Annotated in this window: 17 protein-coding genes and 1 pseudogene; all 18 read left to right on the forward strand. The window is 73.3% G+C overall.

Annotated features, from left to right (window positions below; translation table 11 throughout):
* Positions 1 to 47 precede the first annotated feature (47 nt).
* The 18 genes and pseudogenes from ACK2IS_RS05855 (at position 48) to ACK2IS_RS05940 (ending at position 16271) form a co-directional block, all read left to right on the forward strand.
* Complete coding sequence (locus ACK2IS_RS05855) at positions 48 to 554, forward strand: hypothetical protein (protein ID WP_409485210.1); 507 nt, start codon at positions 48 to 50, stop codon at positions 552 to 554.
* A gap of 185 nt (positions 555 to 739) precedes the next feature.
* Entirely contained in the window at positions 740 to 1525 is a 786-nt protein-coding gene (locus tag ACK2IS_RS05860; RefSeq protein WP_409485211.1) for an electron transfer flavoprotein subunit beta/FixA family protein, read from the forward strand.
* Between the two features lie 31 nt (positions 1526 to 1556).
* A complete protein-coding gene (locus ACK2IS_RS05865; protein ID WP_409485212.1) occupies positions 1557 to 2507 on the forward strand; it encodes an electron transfer flavoprotein subunit alpha/FixB family protein in 951 nt (316 codons plus the stop codon).
* 169 nt (positions 2508 to 2676) lie between these two features.
* On the forward strand, positions 2677 to 2946 hold the full coding sequence (locus ACK2IS_RS05870) for a hypothetical protein (RefSeq protein ID WP_409485213.1): 270 nt from the start codon (positions 2677 to 2679) through the stop codon (positions 2944 to 2946).
* Between the two features lie 85 nt (positions 2947 to 3031).
* Positions 3032 to 3442: a hypothetical protein gene (locus ACK2IS_RS05875; protein WP_409485214.1), complete on the forward strand. Its 411-nt coding sequence runs from the start codon at positions 3032 to 3034 to the stop codon at positions 3440 to 3442.
* A complete protein-coding gene (locus ACK2IS_RS05880; RefSeq protein WP_409485215.1) occupies positions 3442 to 4665 on the forward strand; it encodes a glutathionylspermidine synthase family protein in 1224 nt (407 codons plus the stop codon). Before ACK2IS_RS05875 ends, ACK2IS_RS05880 begins: the two co-directional genes overlap by 1 nt.
* Complete coding sequence (locus ACK2IS_RS05885; RefSeq protein ID WP_409485216.1) at positions 4662 to 5078, forward strand: DUF350 domain-containing protein; 417 nt, start codon at positions 4662 to 4664, stop codon at positions 5076 to 5078. Before ACK2IS_RS05880 ends, ACK2IS_RS05885 begins: the two co-directional genes overlap by 4 nt.
* A 16-nt stretch (positions 5079 to 5094) precedes the next feature.
* Positions 5095 to 6253: pseudogene (locus ACK2IS_RS05890) on the forward strand (hypothetical protein); the annotation flags it as partial.
* 42 nt (positions 6254 to 6295) lie between these two features.
* Positions 6296 to 7081: a M13-type metalloendopeptidase gene (locus ACK2IS_RS05895; RefSeq protein WP_409485638.1), complete on the forward strand. Its 786-nt coding sequence runs from the start codon at positions 6296 to 6298 to the stop codon at positions 7079 to 7081.
* A gap of 120 nt (positions 7082 to 7201) precedes the next feature.
* Positions 7202 to 8458, forward strand: a complete 1257-nt coding sequence (locus ACK2IS_RS05900) for a cysteine desulfurase family protein (protein ID WP_409485217.1) — start codon at positions 7202 to 7204, stop codon at positions 8456 to 8458.
* The gene (mnmA, locus tag ACK2IS_RS05905; protein ID WP_409485218.1) at positions 8458 to 9549 is read left to right on the forward strand and encodes a tRNA 2-thiouridine(34) synthase MnmA; all 1092 of its coding nucleotides are present in this window, start codon (positions 8458 to 8460) and stop codon (positions 9547 to 9549) included. The genes ACK2IS_RS05900 and mnmA overlap by 1 nt, the downstream gene beginning before the upstream one ends.
* A 407-nt stretch (positions 9550 to 9956) precedes the next feature.
* Positions 9957 to 10163, forward strand: coding sequence for a hypothetical protein (locus tag ACK2IS_RS05910; protein WP_409485219.1), 207 nt, complete (start codon positions 9957 to 9959; stop codon positions 10161 to 10163).
* 84 nt (positions 10164 to 10247) lie between these two features.
* Positions 10248 to 10928: an ABC transporter ATP-binding protein gene (locus tag ACK2IS_RS05915; RefSeq protein ID WP_409485639.1), complete on the forward strand. Its 681-nt coding sequence runs from the start codon at positions 10248 to 10250 to the stop codon at positions 10926 to 10928.
* Positions 10928 to 13417, forward strand: coding sequence for an FtsX-like permease family protein (locus ACK2IS_RS05920; RefSeq protein ID WP_409485220.1), 2490 nt, complete (start codon positions 10928 to 10930; stop codon positions 13415 to 13417). The genes ACK2IS_RS05915 and ACK2IS_RS05920 overlap by 1 nt, the downstream gene beginning before the upstream one ends.
* A gap of 139 nt (positions 13418 to 13556) precedes the next feature.
* A complete protein-coding gene (locus ACK2IS_RS05925) occupies positions 13557 to 13688 on the forward strand; it encodes a hypothetical protein (RefSeq protein WP_409485221.1) in 132 nt (43 codons plus the stop codon).
* A gap of 235 nt (positions 13689 to 13923) precedes the next feature.
* The gene (locus ACK2IS_RS05930; protein ID WP_409485222.1) at positions 13924 to 14931 is read left to right on the forward strand and encodes a methionine synthase; all 1008 of its coding nucleotides are present in this window, start codon (positions 13924 to 13926) and stop codon (positions 14929 to 14931) included.
* A complete protein-coding gene (locus ACK2IS_RS05935) occupies positions 14931 to 15896 on the forward strand; it encodes a DMT family transporter (RefSeq protein WP_409485223.1) in 966 nt (321 codons plus the stop codon). The genes ACK2IS_RS05930 and ACK2IS_RS05935 overlap by 1 nt, the downstream gene beginning before the upstream one ends.
* 21 nt (positions 15897 to 15917) lie before the next feature.
* The gene (locus ACK2IS_RS05940) at positions 15918 to 16271 is read left to right on the forward strand and encodes a phosphoribosyl-ATP pyrophosphohydrolase (protein WP_409485224.1); all 354 of its coding nucleotides are present in this window, start codon (positions 15918 to 15920) and stop codon (positions 16269 to 16271) included.
* The last annotated feature ends 23 nt before the right edge of the window (positions 16272 to 16294 follow it).

The following is a 16294-nucleotide window of genomic DNA, read 5'->3' on the forward strand; positions in this document are numbered from 1 at the left end:
GCTCCCCGTCTGGCGCGCATCCCCGCGGCGGCGCATAGGGTGGGGGCATGACGGATCCCACCTCCATCCCCAGCTTCCCGCCGGCCGCCGACGAGCACCCGCTGCGCGGCCAGGTCATCGACGCCCTGCACGACGACGGGCTGATGGCCGACATCGACGCCGACGGCGACGTCTCCTTCAAGGTCCAGGGCCAGCAGCTCTTCGTCCGCTGCATCGAGGGCGAGGTCACGATCATGCGGGTCTTCGGCCAGTGGCAGATCGGTGACGACATCCCGCAGGACGAGCTCTCCCACCTGCGCGCCTGCAACGAGCTCAACCTGCGCATGAGCGTCGTCAAGTCCGGGCTGGCCGGCGGCACCCTCGTGGTGACCGCCGAGCACGTGGTGCTGCCCGGCACCGACGTCAAGACCTTGCTGCCGATGACCACCTCCGTGGTGCTCACCGCGGTCCACACCTGGCACCAGATCGTCACCGGCGACCTGCACTTCGAGACCGGCCTCGTGCCCGGCGAGGGCGAGCAGGGCGGCCAGCCCCAGGGCGGCATGCCCGGCTGAGCACCCGGCCGCTCGGTCCCCGGGCCGACCGCGCCCCCGACCGTCCACCCGGACGGCCGGGGGCGCGTCGCATCAGGGTGTCGATCGTCTCGCACGGCAAGTTACCTGCCGGTAATGTAGTTGAGTAGCACCAGCACGGGCCTCGACCGAGGCCTGCGTGGACGATAGAGAAGAGGACCCGCACGATGGACATCGTTGTCTGCGTCAAGCACGTGCCGGACGCCCAGGGCGACCGCGGCTTCGACGAGTCCGACTGGACCACCGACCGCCAGGCCGTCGACGGCCTGATGTCCGAGCTGGACGAGTACCCCATGGAGGAGGCCCTGCGTCTGGTGGAGGCCGGCGAGGGCACCATCACCGTCCTGACGATGGGCCCCGACGCGGCGGCCGACGCCATCAAGAAGGCCCTGCAGATGGGCGCCGACAAGGGCATCCACGTCAACGACGAGGCGCTGCACGGGTCGGACTCGGTCGCCACCTCGCTCGTGCTCGCCGAGGCGATCAAGAAGGCCGGGCAGCCCGACCTGGTGATGTTCGGGATGGCCTCGACCGACGGCGCCATGAGCGTCGTCCCGGCGATGGTGGCCGAGCGCCTCGGCCTGCCACAGGTCACCCTGGCCTCCGAGATCGCCGTCGAGGGTGGCACCGTGAGCATCCGCCGCGACGGCGACACCGCCACCCAGCGCCTCCAGGCCACCCTGCCCGCCGTCGTCTCGGTCACCGACCAGACCGGCAACGAGCCGCGCTATCCCTCCTTCAAGGGCATCATGGCCGCCAAGAAGAAGCCTGTGGAGACCTGGTCGCTCGCCGACCTCGGCCTCGACGCCGGTCAGGTCGGCCTGGGCGCTGCCCGCACCAAGGTCGAGCAGGCCACCCCCCGCCCGCCGCGCGAGCAGGGCACCATCGTCAAGGACGAGGGGAACGGCGGCGCCCAGCTCGCCGAGTTCCTCGCCGCCAAGAAGTTCGTCTGAGCCGGCCACTGCGACAAAGGAGTTCACTGACATGGCTGAAGTTCTCGTTCTGGTCGACCACACCGACGGCAAGCTCAGGAAGACCTCTGCCGAGCTGCTGACGCTGGCCCGCCGCGTCGGCGAGCCCAGCGCCGTCTTCCTCGGCAAGGGCGTCGACACCGCCCTGCCGGTCCTCGCCAAGTACGGCGCGCAGAAGGTCTACGTCGTCGACGACGACGCCTTCGGGCAGTTCCTCGTCGGCCCGGCCGTCGACGCGCTGGCCGCCGTGGTGCAGCAGACCTCGCCCGCCGCGGTCCTGATGACCACCGGCCCCGACGCCAAGGAGATCGCGGCCCGCCTGGCCGTCCGCTGCGACGGTGGCCTGATCACCGACGCCGTCGACGTGCAGGGCGGCGGCAACGGCGTCCTCGCCACCCAGTCCGTCTTCGCCGGCAACTGGACCGTGCAGTCCACGGGCACCCGGGGCACGACCTTCGTGACCGTCAAGCCCGCCTCCGTGGTACCCGAGCCCGCCCAGGGCGCCGGCGCCCTGCAGCCCGTCCAGGTGCAGATCTCCGACGCCGCCAAGGCCGTGCAGATCACCGACGCCCAGCCCAAGCAGTCCACGGGCCGCCCGGACCTGGCCACCGCGCAGGTCGTCGTCTCCGGCGGTCGCGGCACCGGCGGCGACTTCTCCACGGTCGAGGCCTTCGCCGACTCGATGAAGGCCGCCGTCGGCGCCTCCCGGGCCGCCGTCGACGCGGGCTGGTACCCCCACGCCTCGCAGGTCGGCCAGACCGGCAAGCAGGTGTCGCCGCAGCTGTACGTCGCGTGCGGGATCTCCGGTGCCATCCAGCACCGCGCCGGCATGCAGACGTCCAAGACGATCGTGGCGATCAACAAGGACGAGGAGGCCCCGATCTTCGAGCTCGTCGACTTCGGCGTCGTGGGCGACCTCTTCTCCGTGCTCCCGCAGGCCACCGAGGCCGTCCAGAAGCGCTGAGCCCACGCGCTCTCGCGGCGGGCCGCCCTCCCTGCCCAGGGGAGGGCGGCCCGCCGCCGTCATACGGCTGGAGATGAGTCGGGGGCGGGTGCAGGACTCCGGGGAGGGTCCCCTATGTTGGCCCTGCGCCCGAGGCATCCCGGCCTCGGGCCCGATCCGGAGGAGCTCCATGCCCAGCACCACCCCACCCACCCTGGCGGCCCAGGAGCGTTGGGCCCGAGCCGCTCTCGCGCTCGGGATCCTCTGCCTGCCCGCCCTCTCGGTCCCGTTCGCCCACGTCGTGCTGGTCATCGGCACCCTGGCCTGCGCCGGGATGTGGCGACGGGCGGGCGGCACCCGCACGGGCCGGGTGTGGATCCTCGTCGGCCTGGGCCTGTGCCTGCTGTCGGTGGTGGTCGTGACCGTCACGAGCCTGACCGCCGCGGGCGCCTCGCACTGAGCCGGGACCCGCGAGGAACCGCGGGGTGCCAGGGTGCGTCCAGGAAAGAGTGCGGCACCCGCCGCACCCGATGGGGGAGGCACAGATGACCGCACGACGGTCCCAGGTCGTGGCCCTCGGGATCACGGCCGTCCTGGCCGGCACGCTGACCGGCTGCGCGCAGGAGACCCGCCGGACGTCCGCGGGGGTGTGCGTGGACGCGCAGACCGACGAGCGACTGCCCGACTCCGAGTGCGACGGCCGGCGCCGCGGCGCCCACGGCGTGGTCGGACGCTCGGCCCGGTGGTACTACTACGACGACGGGGCGCGGGTGCCCCGTGTGGGCGGCAAGGTCAGCGGCGGATCGTTCAGCGCACCGAGCGACCACAGCTATGTCACCGGGGGCGTGGACCCCAAGGGCACCACGAGCCTGAAGTCCTCGACGGTCTCCGGCGGCAAGGGCACGACGATCTCGCGGGGTGGCTTCGGCGGCTCCGGCGGCAAGGGGAGCAGCTGATGCGCCGGATGGCGTCGACGCCGCGCGAGGGCTGGCGCGAGACCGTCGAGGCGCAGGGGTTGGTCTATCCCACGACCGTGGGCCCGGACGGCACCGAGCGGCCCTACTGGTGGGAGGGCGCGTACTACGAGCTGACCTGCGCCGAGGTGGACGAGCTGGAGTCCGCCACCGAGCAGCTGCACGGTATGTGCCTGGAGGCGGCGCGGTTCCTGGTGACCGGCGCGATGGGACCGATCGGCCTGCCCGAGGGGGCGCTGCGGCTGGCGGGCGCGAGCCTGGAGGCGGGCACGCCCAGCCTCTACGGCCGGTTCGACCTGCGGTACGACGGGGACGGCCCGCCCAAGCTGCTGGAGTACAACGCGGACACCCCCACCGGGCTGCTCGAGTCCAGCGTGGTGCAGTGGTACTGGCTGGAGGACCTGCACCCCGACCGGGACCAGTGGAACTCCGTGCACGAGCGGCTGATCGCCGCGTGGCAGGCCATGGCGCCGCGGATCAGCCAGCCGGTGTGGTTCGCCCACCACGAGGACGAGGTCACCGGCGAGGAGTGGATGACCACGACCTACCTGCGCGACACCGCCGAGCAGGCCGGGCTGCAGACCCGCTCGATCACGATGGGGCAGATCGGCTACAACGAGGCGGCGGAGTACTTCGTGGGGCACGGCGGCGAGATGCTGCGGACCTGCTTCAAGCTCTACCCCTGGGAGGACATGCTCCGCGAGCCCTTCGGCCGCTGGGTGGAGCCGCGGCCCAACCCGATGTACGGCACCACCTGGCTGGAGCCGCCGTGGAAGGTCGTGCTGTCCGACAAGGCCCTGCTCGCCGCGTTGTGGCACCTCTACCCGGGCCACGAGCTGCTGCTCCCGGCCTATCTGGACTCCCCGCAGGGGCTCACCGAGTGGGTCGCCAAGCCGATCTTCGGCCGCGAGGGCGCGGGGATCCGCATCCACGCCGACGGCGTCCAGCAGACCACGCCCGGCTACGACGGCGCCCCGAGCTGCGTCTATCAGCAGTGGTGCCCGCTCCCGGAGCTCGACGGCCACAAGGTCGTCATCGGCTCCTGGGTGGTCGACGGCCACGCCGCCGGCGCCGGGATCCGCGAGAGCGACGGCTGGGTCACCGACGTCGGCGCCCGCTTCGTCCCCCACCTGATCGACACCGCCCCGCCGTCCGCCGCGCAGCGCGCGCAGTGGGTGGCCGAGGACCAGGGAGGTCCCCGATGATCGCCGCCCTGCTGTATGCCGCTGTCTACTGCCTGGCCGGGATCGCCCTGCTGGCAGCCGGTTTCGTGGTGCTCGACCTGCTCACGCCGGGTCGCCTGGGCGCCCGCATCTACACCGAGCGATCGGTCAACGCCGCCGTCGTCGTCGCGGCGGAGTTCCTCGGGCTCGGCGCGATCACCTTCACGACGATCTGGACCAACGGCGACGCCGGCGTGGGCCACGCCCTGCTGTGGACCGTGGGCTTCGGGCTCCTGGGGATCGTGCTGCAGGCCGTGAGCTTCCTGCTGCTCGACGCGGTCACCCCCGGGTCGTTGCGCGCCATCGTGGTCGAGAAGGACTGGCACCCGGGCGCTCTCGTCGCCGCGGCTGCCATGGTGGCGGTCAGCGCCATCGTCTGCGCCGCCATCGCCTGACTCCTAGGGTCGAGGCATGAGCGCCTCATCGCCCGCTGCTCCCGACGCCGCTGCTCCCGACGTCGCCGTGCCCGCCGCCACGCCGGACCCGCTGTCCGGGGCGCTGCCCCTGGCCGAGCTGGACCCGGCCGTGCGCCCTCAGGACGACCTGTGGGGTCACGTCAACGGCCGCTGGCTGGCGACGGACCCGATCCCGGCGGACCGTGGGCGGTGGGGGCTGTCCGACCTCAAGCGGGCGCGGGTGTCCGAGCAGCTGCGTGAGATCGTCGACTCCGCCTGCGCCACGAGCGATCTCGCGCAGGAGCGGGTCGTCGCCCGGCTGCGCGACCTGCTGGCGGACGAGGCCGGTCGCGCGACCGCCGGGCTCGACCCGGTGCGCGACGAGCTGGGCGACGTCGATGCGATCGACGGCCTGCCCGACCTGCTGCGGGTGCTGGGGGAGCGGCAGCGCGAGGGGATGACCGGTGTGCTGGCGACCTACCTCCTGCCGGACACCACCGACCCCACCGGCTGGGCGCTGCACCTCTTCCAGGCCGGGCTCACCCTGCCCGTCGCCCCGCTCTACCCCCGGCTGGGGGACGCGCTCGACGAGCACGCCCGATCCCTGTGCGCCGCAGCCGGTCTCGGACCCGAGGTGGCCGCCTCGGCGCTGGACCTGGAGCGCGCGCTGGCCGAGGTCAGCTGGGACGCCCCCGAGGGCGAGGACGACCGGGCTCTCACCCACCCGATGACCTTCGCCGAGCTGGGCGACCTGGCCGGCGTCGACCTCGGACCCTGGCTCGACGCGCTGGGCCTGCGCCCGGATCGGCTGGGGCTCGACGTCTGTCAGCCGTCCTACGTCGCCGGGCTCGGTCGGCTGCTGCGAGCGATCCCTGGCGCAGTGGCAGGATTACCTGCGCTGGCGGGTGGTCGCGGCACGCGCGGCATACCTCGGTCCGGACCTGGCGGGGGAGCACGCCCGCTTCCTCGAGCAGGTGCTCGGGGGCCAGGCGCAGCCGACGCCGGACTGGCGCCGCCGGGTGCAGACCGTGCAGGACCTCCTGCCCATGGCCCTCGGTCGGCTGTGGGTCGAGCGGTATGCCGACGAGCGGTCCCGGGAGCGCACCCGTGAGCTCGCCGAGGCGCTGCGGGACCGGATGCGGACCACGCTGCGCGAGTGCCCCTGGCTGGGGGAGGAGGCCACGACCGCGGCGCTGACCAAGCTGGACGCCGTGGTCATGCTGGTGGGGTGGCCGGACGAGTGGCCCGACGTGACCGGTCTGGAGCTGGGGGAGACCGCGGCCGGCGCCGTGCGCGCGGCGCGGGCGGCGGCGCACGACCGGGAGGTGGCGGCCACGGAGGCTGCCGTCGACCGGGTGACCTGGGGGCCGCCGCCCTACGTCGTCAACACCTTCTACCACCCCTTCTACAACCAGGTGACGGTGGAGGGCGCGAGCCTGCCGCCGGCCGCGGTGCTCGACGACCGGGCCGTGCTCCTCGGGCAGTACGCGAGCATCCTCGGGCACGAGCTGGGGCATGCCTTCGACTCGCGTGGCGCGCAGCGGGACCACCTCGGCCGGGTGCGGCAGTGGTGGGGCGCCGGTGAGGAGGCGGCCTTCCGTGAGCGGGCGGCCGCCGTCGAGGCCCAGGTCGACGGGTGGCGCCCACGCGGCGTCGACGACGAGGGCGTCGACGGGGCGATGGTCGGCTTCGAGTGCGTGGCCGAGCTGATCGGGCTGCAGCTGGCGTGGGACACCTGGTGCGAGGTCGCCTCGGCCGACGAGCGGAGGCGGCGCGTGGACGGGCTGACCGGGGACGAGCGGTTCTTCGTGGCCAAGGCCTACGGGCGGCGCGCGGCCGACCGGCCCGAGGTCGCCCGCGCCCGCCTGGGCAGCGACGGGCACCCGCCCTTCGAGGTCTTCGCCGGGCTGGTCCGCAACCTCGACGGCTTCCACGAGACCTTCGCCACCGCGCCCGGCGACCGGTCCTGGCTGGTTCCCGAGGAGCGGGTGCGCATCTTCTGACAGCCGCACCCGCCGCCGCGTGCTCCAGGATCGTGTGCGTCTGCCGCCGGAATCCGGCGGCAGACGCACACGATCCTGGAGGCCCCGGGGGCGATCGGTGACCGGACGTAGACTCCGGGTGTGCAGCCGGACCATGCCTACCTCGATCACGCCGCCACGACCCCGGTCTTCGCCGAGGTCATCGAGGCGGTGGCCCGTCAGCGCGCCGTCGTCGGCAACCCGTCCAGCCTGCACACCGCCGGCCGCGCCGCCCGCCGCGTCGTCGAGGAGAGCCGCGAGCAGATCGCCGAGCTCGTCGGTGCCCGCCCCTCCGAGGTGATCTTCACCGGCGGCGGCACCGAGGCCGACAACCTCGCGGTCCTCGGCACCGCCCGGGCGCGGGTGGCCGCCGACCCGCAGCGCCGCCGGATCCTCGCCTCCACCGTCGAGCACCACGCCGTCCTCGACGCCGTCGAGCACCTGGTCCGCCGTGAGGGCGCGGAGGTCACCTGGCTCGAGGTCGACGCCACCGGGCGGGTGGACCTCGAGGCGGCCCGCGCAGCCCTGGACGAGCACCGCGACGCCATCTGCCTGGCCACGGTCATGTGGGCGAACAACGAGGTCGGCACGATCCAGCCGATCGCCGAGATCGCTGCAGCCGCAGCGGCATACGACATCCCGGTGCACTCCGACGCGGTGCAGGCGGTCGGTCACCTGCTGGTGGACTTCGCGGCGAGCGGGCTCGCGCTGATGGCGGTCACCGCGCACAAGTTCGGCGGTCCGGTGGGCGTGGGCGCCCTGCTCGCCCGCCGCAATGCCGTCGTCGACCCGCTCACCCACGGTGGTGGTCAGGAGCGGCACATCCGCTCCGGCACCCTCGACGTGGCGGGCATCGTGGGCATGACGACGGCCCTGCGGATCGCCTGCGAGCAGCGTGAGGCCGAGACGGCCCGCCTGGTCGCGCTGCGCGACCGGCTGCTGCAGGGGGCGCTCGACCTGGACCTCGGCATCCGCGTGGGCGGCGACTGGGAGCCCGGCGACGCCACCCGGCGCCTGCCCGGCAACGCCCACCTCGTCGTCGACGGCTGCGAGGGCGACTCGCTGCTCTACCTGCTCGACGCCGCCGGCGTGCAGTGCTCCACCGGGTCCGCCTGCCACGCGGGCGTCCCGCAGCCCTCGCACGTGCTGCTCGGCATGGGCCTGTCCGAGGCGGAGGCGCGCGGTGCCCTGCGGCTCACCCTCGGGCACAGCTCCACCGACGAGGACGTGGATCGGGCCCTCGCGGCGCTGCCGGGGGCGGTCGACCGGGCCCGGCGCGCGGGCTCGCTGAGCGGTGGCCCGGTCGCGGCTGCCGCCGCCCGGGGCCTGGGTGCCGACGCGGTGGAGGCGGCGAGCTGATGCGGGTCGTCGCCGCCATGAGCGGCGGGGTCGACTCCGCCGTGGCCGCCGCCCGGATGCGCGACGCCGGCCACGAGGTCGTCGGCGTGCACCTGGCCCTGTCCCGCTCCGCCGCCACCCTGCGCGAGTCCGCCAGGGGCTGCTGCACCCTGGAGGACGCGGGCGACGCCCGACGGGTCGCCGACCGCCTCGGGATCCCGTTCTACGTCTGGGACCTCGCCGACCGCTTCCAGGCCGAGGTGATCGACGACTTCGTCGCGGAGTATGCCGCCGGCCGCACCCCCAACCCCTGCCTGCGCTGCAACGAGCGGATCAAGTTCGCGGCGCTGCTGGACAAGGCGCTCGCGCTGGGCTTCGACGCGGTCGCCACCGGCCACTACGCCCAGGTCGTCGAGCGTCGCTCGCCCGACGGCGCCGTGGCGCGCGAGCTGCACCGTGCCGTCGACCCGGCCAAGGACCAGTCCTATGTCCTCGGCGTCCTGGACGCCGACCAGCTGGCCCGGTCCTTCTTCCCGCTCGGGGACTCGACCAAGACCCAGGTGCGCGCGGAGGCGGCCGAGCGCGGGTTCGCCGTCGCCCGCAAGCCCGACTCCCACGACATCTGCTTCATTGCCGACGGGGACACCCGCGGGTGGCTCGGGGCACGGCTGGGGGAGCGGCCCGGGGAGATCGTGGACGAGACCGGTGCGGTGGTGGGCGCGCACGAGGGCGCTTATGCGTACACCGTCGGCCAGCGGCGCGGGCTGCGGCTCGGGCACCCGGCGCAGGACGGCAGGCCGCGCTACGTCACGTCCGTCGACGTCCCGCGCAACCGGGTCGTGGTGGGGCCCGGCGAGCTGCTCGGCATCGACCGGATCCGCGGCGAGCACGTCCGCTGGTGTGGTCCGGCGCCGGACGGGACGGTCGAGGTCGGCGCCCAGCTGCGCGCTCACGGGGCCGAGATCCCCGCACGGGCCTGGGTGGACGGTGCGTCGCTGCACGTGTCCCTGGCCGAGCGCACCCGGGGCGTCGCGCCCGGGCAGTCGGTGGTGCTGTATGCCGGGACCCGGGTGGTCGGGTCCGCGACGATCGCCGAGACCGGCCGGGCCTGACCCGGTCTCGACCCAGCCGCGTCTGTCGCAGCGAGAGCGAAGACCTGCAGGCCCCACGCCCGAGCGTGCTCCGTGCGGACGTCGTCAGGCATGCCTGCCAGGCATGGACGTCATGCCGCTCCGGGCGGTGGGCAACGACCGGCTCGATGCAGTCTTCATCCGCAGTTCACCGAAATCCCTTGAGCGGCACAGTGTTCCACCTGCAGGATGAGAGCGCTTGAGGGAAGACCCCTCCATGCGCCAGGTCGGAGCGATCCGCTGCCCTGGTCGATGGCCCACAGCTCCATCCGAGAGAAGGGTTCGACCTGTCCACCAAGAAGCTCCCGATCGTCGTCGCCATGGGGGCCGCGGCCCTCACGCCGGCCCCGCCTGCTGTCGCCGGCTGCGCGTCTCCTTCCCTGGCCCGCGTGGACTGCAAGACCTGGGCGGGTGGCACCGACCAGAACCACGTCGTCATCTCCTGCACCAAGTACAGCAACACGTCGGCCCGCGGCATCGGGGACTGCAACCTGTGGCAGCCTGACATCGCTACGGCCTGGATCACGGGCGCCAACCGCTCGACCTCGAGCTCGCACTGCATCAACGGGATCGAGAGCACGCACGTCGAGTCCTGATCCTCGATCCCCGGTGGTCGATGCCCTTGGTGAAGGGTGTCGACCATCGGGTCCTAGCGCTTGGTGGAAGGTGTGGACGTGGAGATGTTGGTGCGGTGCGTGGACGTGGTTCACCGCGTAGGAGAAGGAGCAGGGGAGCGCCTCGTGCTCGATGAGGTGTCGTGTGCTCTGGCACCGGGGAAGATGGTGGCGCTCATGGGTCCCTCGGGTTCGGGTAAGTCGACCTTGCTGAACATCATGGGTGGGTTGTTGCAGCCGGTGTCCGGGCGGGTCGTGGTCAACGGGACAGCCATCGAGGCGATGTCGGCCGACGAGCTGACGACGTTCCGGGGAACCAACGTGGGGTTCGTCTTCCAGGAGTGGAACCTGGTGCGGGACCTCACCGTGATCGAGAATGTCGCCCTGCCGTTGCGGCTGGCGGGTGTCCCGCGACAACGGAGCAACCAGCTGGCCCTGGCCGCCCTGGAGCGAGTCGGTGTGGATCACCTGATGGCTGGCTTCCCCGACCAGATCTCCGGAGGAGAGCAGCAGCGGGTGGCCATCGCCCGGGCTGTGGTGGACGACCGTCGGCTGATCCTGGCCGATGAGCCCACGGGCGCGCTGGACCAGGCGAACGGTGCCCGGGTGCTGACGCTCCTGCGTTCCCTGGTGGACGGCGGTGAGCGGGGATGCATCATCGCCACCCATGACTCCGCGGTCGCGGCCAGGTGCGACGCGGTGTGGCGGATCGTCGACGGCCGCATCGAGCAGCAGGACGCCGCCTGATGAGGGCCCAGATGCGGTTGCTGGGGTGGCGCCTGGCGACGCGACATCGGGTGCGGACCGCGCTGCTGGTCCTGGCCGTCGCCCTACCTGTGCTGATCTGTGCCTGTCTGTCCAGCCTGGCGGCGACCGCAGCCGTCTCCGAGGACGAGGCTCGGGCCCTGATGGTCGGGCAGTCCGAGGGCCGTCTGACAGCCCTGTCCCGAAGCGCCGATCCTCGCCAGGCGCTCCTGCCCGGCACGCACCTCGTGCCGGACGTCTCCTACCAGGACATGCCGATCACCTCGCCCGGCGGACGGCGCACGGATGTCAAGGGGCGAGCCCTGGACCTGACAGACCCCGCGACCGCCGGCATGTTCGTGGTCGAGGAGGGCCGCCCCGGCGCCGACCCCGCGACGATCGGTCTGTCCCGGGCGCTGGCCGCCAGGCTGCACGTGGGCGTGGGTGACCACGTCGGCGTCGGCCCGCAGGGCGTCCCTCGGCGGGTGAGCGCCCTGCTCGTCTATGCGCCCACCGCGGACGACGTGTTCTTCGTGAGCGCGTCGCCGATCCCCTTGGCCGGCCCGCGGGCCAAGGACATCGAGGGATCTCATCGCTGGCTCGTCGTCGGTGGGGTGGACAGCGGGCGCCTCGAGGCAGCTCGCCTGCGCTACGAACCACGACAGACCTTCGACGGGCACGTGTCCGGCACGCAGGAGCTGCAGGCGTTGTCTCTCGGGGTGGGCGTCGGTCTGCTGGTGGAGTGCCTCCTCCTGGTCGGCGCCGCGATGAACATGGTGGTGCGTGCCGAGACCCGGTCCGCCGGTCTGCTGGCGGCCATGGGCGCAGGACCGAGGATCCGCTGGTCCTTCCTGCAGTGGTACGTCAGGGTGGTCACCGTCACGGGGATCCTCGTCGGATCCGGTCTCGGGCTCGGACTCGCCTACGTCGTGCAAGGCCCGGTCCAGGAGCGCGCCGCCGCGGACTGGGGACGGTTCACCCCGGCCTGGTGGGTGTTGGTGGCCGTGGCGGTGATCGCCTGGATCGGGGTGTCGGCCACCTGCGCTGCACCGCGGCGCAGGATGCGCCGAGCGCCCCTCCTCCACCTCCTCGGGCAGGCACCTCCCACCGTTCGGGAGGGGAGCAGAGGGGGCTGGGTGGTGGTGGTCGCGCTGCTCGTCCTCGGACTCCTGGTGGGAGCAGCCAGCGTGGTGTGGTCCTACTGGTCACCCCTCCTTGCTCTCGTCGCGGCCCCCCTGATCTGCGCCGGTCTGGTCCTGGCCTGCCTGCGACTCGTGGCGCGCCGGGGAGCGTCCCCGACCCTGCCCGGCCCCGCGGGCGCCGGAGTCGCGTTCCGGCACCTGGCGGCGGCCCCGGCTCGGGCTGCGCTGACCGCCATGGCGATCGCTCTCGTGGTGTGCATCGCGACATACCTCCAGATGGCGTCGCAGGCCTTCGTCGAGTCGGCGGAGCGCAACCCGGTCACCCCCGTCGTCCCGGGCTACGCGCTCGTCGAGACGCGCCGCCCCCTCACGGCGGGTGAGGTACGAGACCTTGGCGGCACGGTGAGGTCGATCACCCCCGTCTCGTCGGCTGCCCAGGGCGAGGGCGAGGTCACGCTGGACACCGATCTGATGCGGTGCCTCTCGGCCACCGTGGTCTTCTCCACCTCCGGTGCCGGGGGCTTCGACGCCGTGCCGTGCGTGTCGCGCTCCACGGCCAAGGTGGTCTTTCCCTCCGTCGCGGTGGCGACGTCGGACGACGCCGCGGCGTTCGCTCGGCGTCCTTGGCTGCCCGGGGAGGCTGCTGCGTATGCCGAGGGACGGCTGGCGGTGGTGACCGACGACCCCGGAGTGCCGGGCCCGCTGACCCTGGCAGCCCAGTCGTTCACGGCCGGCGGCAGCCACCTCCAGCTGCATCCCCTCGGCCGCGTTCCCCGCCGGGTCGCCCCGGGGGGCGCCCGCTTCGGCCGGATGCCCGTGGCGTACCTGTCGTCCGCCGGTGCGAGGCGCCTCGGCCTCTCGCCGGGGGACCCGCAGTATCTCGTCGCGGCGGCCGGCCCGAGACAGATCCAGAGCCGCCTGCCTGCCGACGTGCAGGCAGATGCACGCATCACCGTCAACGAGGAGTCCCCCCAGCTGGGGCCGGCCCGAGCCATGAAGGTCATGGCCACGGTGGGGGCCTGTCTGACGGCGGCCGCGATCTTGGCCGCCATGATGGCGCTGTGGAGCGACGACCTGCGCTCGTCCCGACAGATGATGGCGGCTCTGGGAGCGTCGCGACGATGGCTGGGGAGCACCGGGGCCCTCCTGGGCGGATCGATCGCTCTGGTGGCCACCGCGCTCGGCGCCCTGTGCGGGGTGGCGGGTGGGGTCACCCTGGCCCGAGCGGCCCGACTGCCGATCCCCGCGACCTGGACGCCGCTGCTGACCGTGTCGGTCAGCGTGGCCGTGGCCGTGCTCGTGGGTGCCTTGTCGGTGCCCAGGCGTTGGCAGGTCGTTCGTCGAGGGTGATGGATCACGCATGCGAGATGGGGCTTGTCCCGGTGATGCCGCTGGTACCAGCCCCATCTGCGACGGAGCCCCCCGGCCTCGTCGCCCTCACCGACGACGGCGGGCACCACGCCTGCAGCGCCGTCCTGGTCGCCCCCCGGTGGGCGCTGACCTTCGAGGGCCCACCAAGGTCGTGGGCTTCGCGGGTCTGGTGACCCGCAACGAGTTCGACGCCGAGGACGTCGCGCACATCCGCAGCTGGGTCAACACCACCATCGGCGCCAAGCGCTGATCGTCCGTCCGGGACGACCGGACGACATCGGGGGCGGGGCGCCCGGCATGGCGCCCCGCCACCCACGAGCCGCCACGGCCTGCCAGGGCCGTGGCGGCTCGTCCCTGCGTCGTACGTCGACCTCAGCGCCGCGCCCGGCCCCCGGGGCACAGGGTCCCAGCAGCCCGCGGACGGAGCTGTCCACGGACTCGACGCCCACCGGGGCAGCGGCCGCGGGCGGGGTACTGTCGCCGACGTGACGAGAGCGACCGGGATGGGATCGTGGCCGGGCACGGACGTGCGCGAGACGCAGCGGGCGGTGCGCTCGCTGCTGGCGGACGAGGGGCTGCCCTACCTGCCCGAGCTGCCCGACCGCGGTCCGGGCGCGGACCTGATCGGGCGGGCGGCGGCGCTGCTGGTGGACCTGCACGTGGACCTGCAGCCGCAGGGCTGGCGGTTCGTGGACCGGGCGGGTCGCGACGCCGAGCGGACGGCCGCGTGGTGGCGCCAGGACCTCGACGAGCTGGCGGAGACCTTCGACGGCTACGAGGGCGAGCTCAAGGTCCAGGTCGCCGGGCCGCTCACCCTCGCCGGATCGGTCTGGCTGCACCGTGGCGAGCGCGCCGTCGTCGACGAGGGCGCGCTGCGGGACCTGACCGGCAGCCTCGCCGAGGGCGTCAGGAACCACGTCGCCGAGGTCGAGCGGCTGGTGCCCGGCGCCCGCGTGGTGGTCCAGCTCGACGAGCCCTCGCTGCCCGCGATCCTCGCGGGGCGGCTGCCCACGGCCAGCGGCTTCGGCCGGATCCGGGCGATCGACTCGTACGTCGGCGCCAACCTGGTCGGTGAGGTCCTGCGCGCCGCGGGCGAGGTGGGGAGACGAGCCGCAGGCGAGCGGCATACGGTCGTGCACTGCTGCGCCAAGGGTGCGCCGCTGCCCCTGCTGCGCTCCACGGGCGCCGGCGCCCTCGCGGTCGACACGACCGTCCTCGGCCCCAAGGGCTGGGAGTCCCTGGCGACCACGCTGGAGGCGGGCACCGACGTGTGGCTCGGGGCCTGTCCCTCGGCCGCGCCGCTGCCCGGGGTCGGCGCCGTCCGCGACACCGTCGTGCGCCGCTGGTCCGATCTCGGCCTGTCCGCGAGCACCCTGGCGGACGTGACGATCTCGCCCTCTTGCGGACTGGCCGGGCTCGCTCCGGCCGACGCGGTCGCCGCCCAGCGGCTCGCGGGACAGGTGGCCGAGGCCGTCCGCGAGGTCGCGGGCTGATGACCCGATTGCGGTGGCCCTGGCAGGTCAGCTGGCTGGTCCTGGTGCTGGTGTGGGGAGCGAGCTTCCTGCTGATGAAGGTCGGCCTGGACGCCCTCGTCCCGCTGCAGATCTCGACGCTGCGGGTGCTCACCGGCTGCCTGGTCGTGGTGACGCTGCTGCGGCTCACCGGCGGCCGGCTGCCCCGCGGACGCCAGGTCTGGGGTCACCTCATGGTCGTCGGATTCTTCCTGGCCACGGCGCCGTTCACCCTCTTCGCGCTGGGGGAGACCCGGGTCTCCTCGGCCCTGGCGGGGATCGGCAACGCGATCACGCCCATCGCCACCGTGGGCCTGACGATGCTCTTCGTGCGCGACGAGCACTTCTCCCGGCCCAAGCTGCTCGGCGTCCTGCTCGGCTTCCTCGGGGTCGTGGTGATCATGCAGCCCTGGGCGGCGGCCGAGCGGCCGGACCTGCTCGGCTTCGGGATGACCCTGCTCGCGGGCTCCAGCTATGGCGTCGGGTGGACCTGGCACCGGCTGCACCTCACGGAGCACGACCCCGGCGGGCTGGCCGTCCCGGCCGCCCAGCTGCTGTGCGCCTCGGCACAGCTCGTGGTGATCCTGGTGGGGGCGTCCGCCCTCGGTCTGGCCGGCGTCGCCAGCCCCTGGGAGGTCCACCTGCGCCACGGATCCGGCTCGGTGCCCTGGTCGCTCGCGGCGGTGCTCGCACTCGGGGCGCTGGGCACCGGCCTGGCGTTCTCCCTGCAGTTCCAGGTGGTCCGGGCCGCGGGCGCCACCGTGGCGACGACCGTCACCTATCTGATCCCGTGCGTGTCCGTCCTGCTCGGGGTGCTCGTGCTGGGCGAGGCCATGGACGCGTGGACGCTCGTGGGCTTCGCGATCGTGCTGGCCGGCGCGGTGCTGGTCGGGTTGGGCAACCGCTGGGCCGCCTCGTGGGCCGCACGTCGCCAGGGTCTGTCGTAGGTCGCCGGCAGGATGGCGGGCATGGAGCTGGCGCAGTGGCAGGACCGGATCGAGTACGTCTCGGCGGGCTACGCCGACCACTACGGCGTGGACCGCACCACCGAGTGGGTGCTGCTCAAGCTCACCGAGGAGGTGGGCGAGCTCGTCCAGGCGCACCTGTCGTCGAGCGGGCAGGGGCGCGACCGCGGGCGCTCGCCGGAGGAGCTGGCCGAGGCGGTCCGCGGCGAGGTCGCCGACGTGCTCGCCATGACGCTCGTGGCGGCGCAGCGGCTGGGCGTCGACGTCGAGGAGGCCCTGGCCGAGAAGTGGCTGCGCTACGAGTCCTTCCACCAGGAGCGGGGGTTCGTGGCGGGCGGCGCGCCGGCTGCGGGCTGAGGGGCCTCTGATCAGCCGACATA

This window comes from Arsenicicoccus dermatophilus (assembly GCF_046267915.1).
GTDB lineage: Bacteria > Actinomycetota > Actinomycetes > Actinomycetales > Dermatophilaceae > Arsenicicoccus > Arsenicicoccus dermatophilus_A.

Bases quoted from the DNA above. Each gene is read 5' to 3' on its own strand.
- ACK2IS_RS05855 (WP_409485210.1), top strand. From the start codon at position 48: ATGACGGATCCCACCTCCATCCCCAGCTTCCCGCCGGCCGCCGACGAG.
- ACK2IS_RS05860 (WP_409485211.1), top strand. From the start codon at position 740: ATGGACATCGTTGTCTGCGTCAAGCACGTGCCGGACGCCCAGGGCGAC.
- ACK2IS_RS05865 (WP_409485212.1), top strand. From the start codon at position 1,557: ATGGCTGAAGTTCTCGTTCTGGTCGACCACACCGACGGCAAGCTCAGG.
- ACK2IS_RS05870 (WP_409485213.1), top strand. From the start codon at position 2,677: ATGCCCAGCACCACCCCACCCACCCTGGCGGCCCAGGAGCGTTGGGCC.
- ACK2IS_RS05875 (WP_409485214.1), top strand. From the start codon at position 3,032: ATGACCGCACGACGGTCCCAGGTCGTGGCCCTCGGGATCACGGCCGTC.
- ACK2IS_RS05880 (WP_409485215.1), top strand. From the start codon at position 3,442: ATGCGCCGGATGGCGTCGACGCCGCGCGAGGGCTGGCGCGAGACCGTC.
- ACK2IS_RS05885 (WP_409485216.1), top strand. From the start codon at position 4,662: ATGATCGCCGCCCTGCTGTATGCCGCTGTCTACTGCCTGGCCGGGATC.
- ACK2IS_RS05895 (WP_409485638.1), top strand. From the start codon at position 6,296: ATGCTGGTGGGGTGGCCGGACGAGTGGCCCGACGTGACCGGTCTGGAG.
- mnmA (WP_409485218.1), top strand. From the start codon at position 8,458: ATGCGGGTCGTCGCCGCCATGAGCGGCGGGGTCGACTCCGCCGTGGCC.
- ACK2IS_RS05915 (WP_409485639.1), top strand. From the start codon at position 10,248: ATGTTGGTGCGGTGCGTGGACGTGGTTCACCGCGTAGGAGAAGGAGCA.
- ACK2IS_RS05920 (WP_409485220.1), top strand. From the start codon at position 10,928: ATGAGGGCCCAGATGCGGTTGCTGGGGTGGCGCCTGGCGACGCGACAT.
- ACK2IS_RS05935 (WP_409485223.1), top strand. From the start codon at position 14,931: ATGACCCGATTGCGGTGGCCCTGGCAGGTCAGCTGGCTGGTCCTGGTG.
- ACK2IS_RS05940 (WP_409485224.1), top strand. From the start codon at position 15,918: ATGGAGCTGGCGCAGTGGCAGGACCGGATCGAGTACGTCTCGGCGGGC.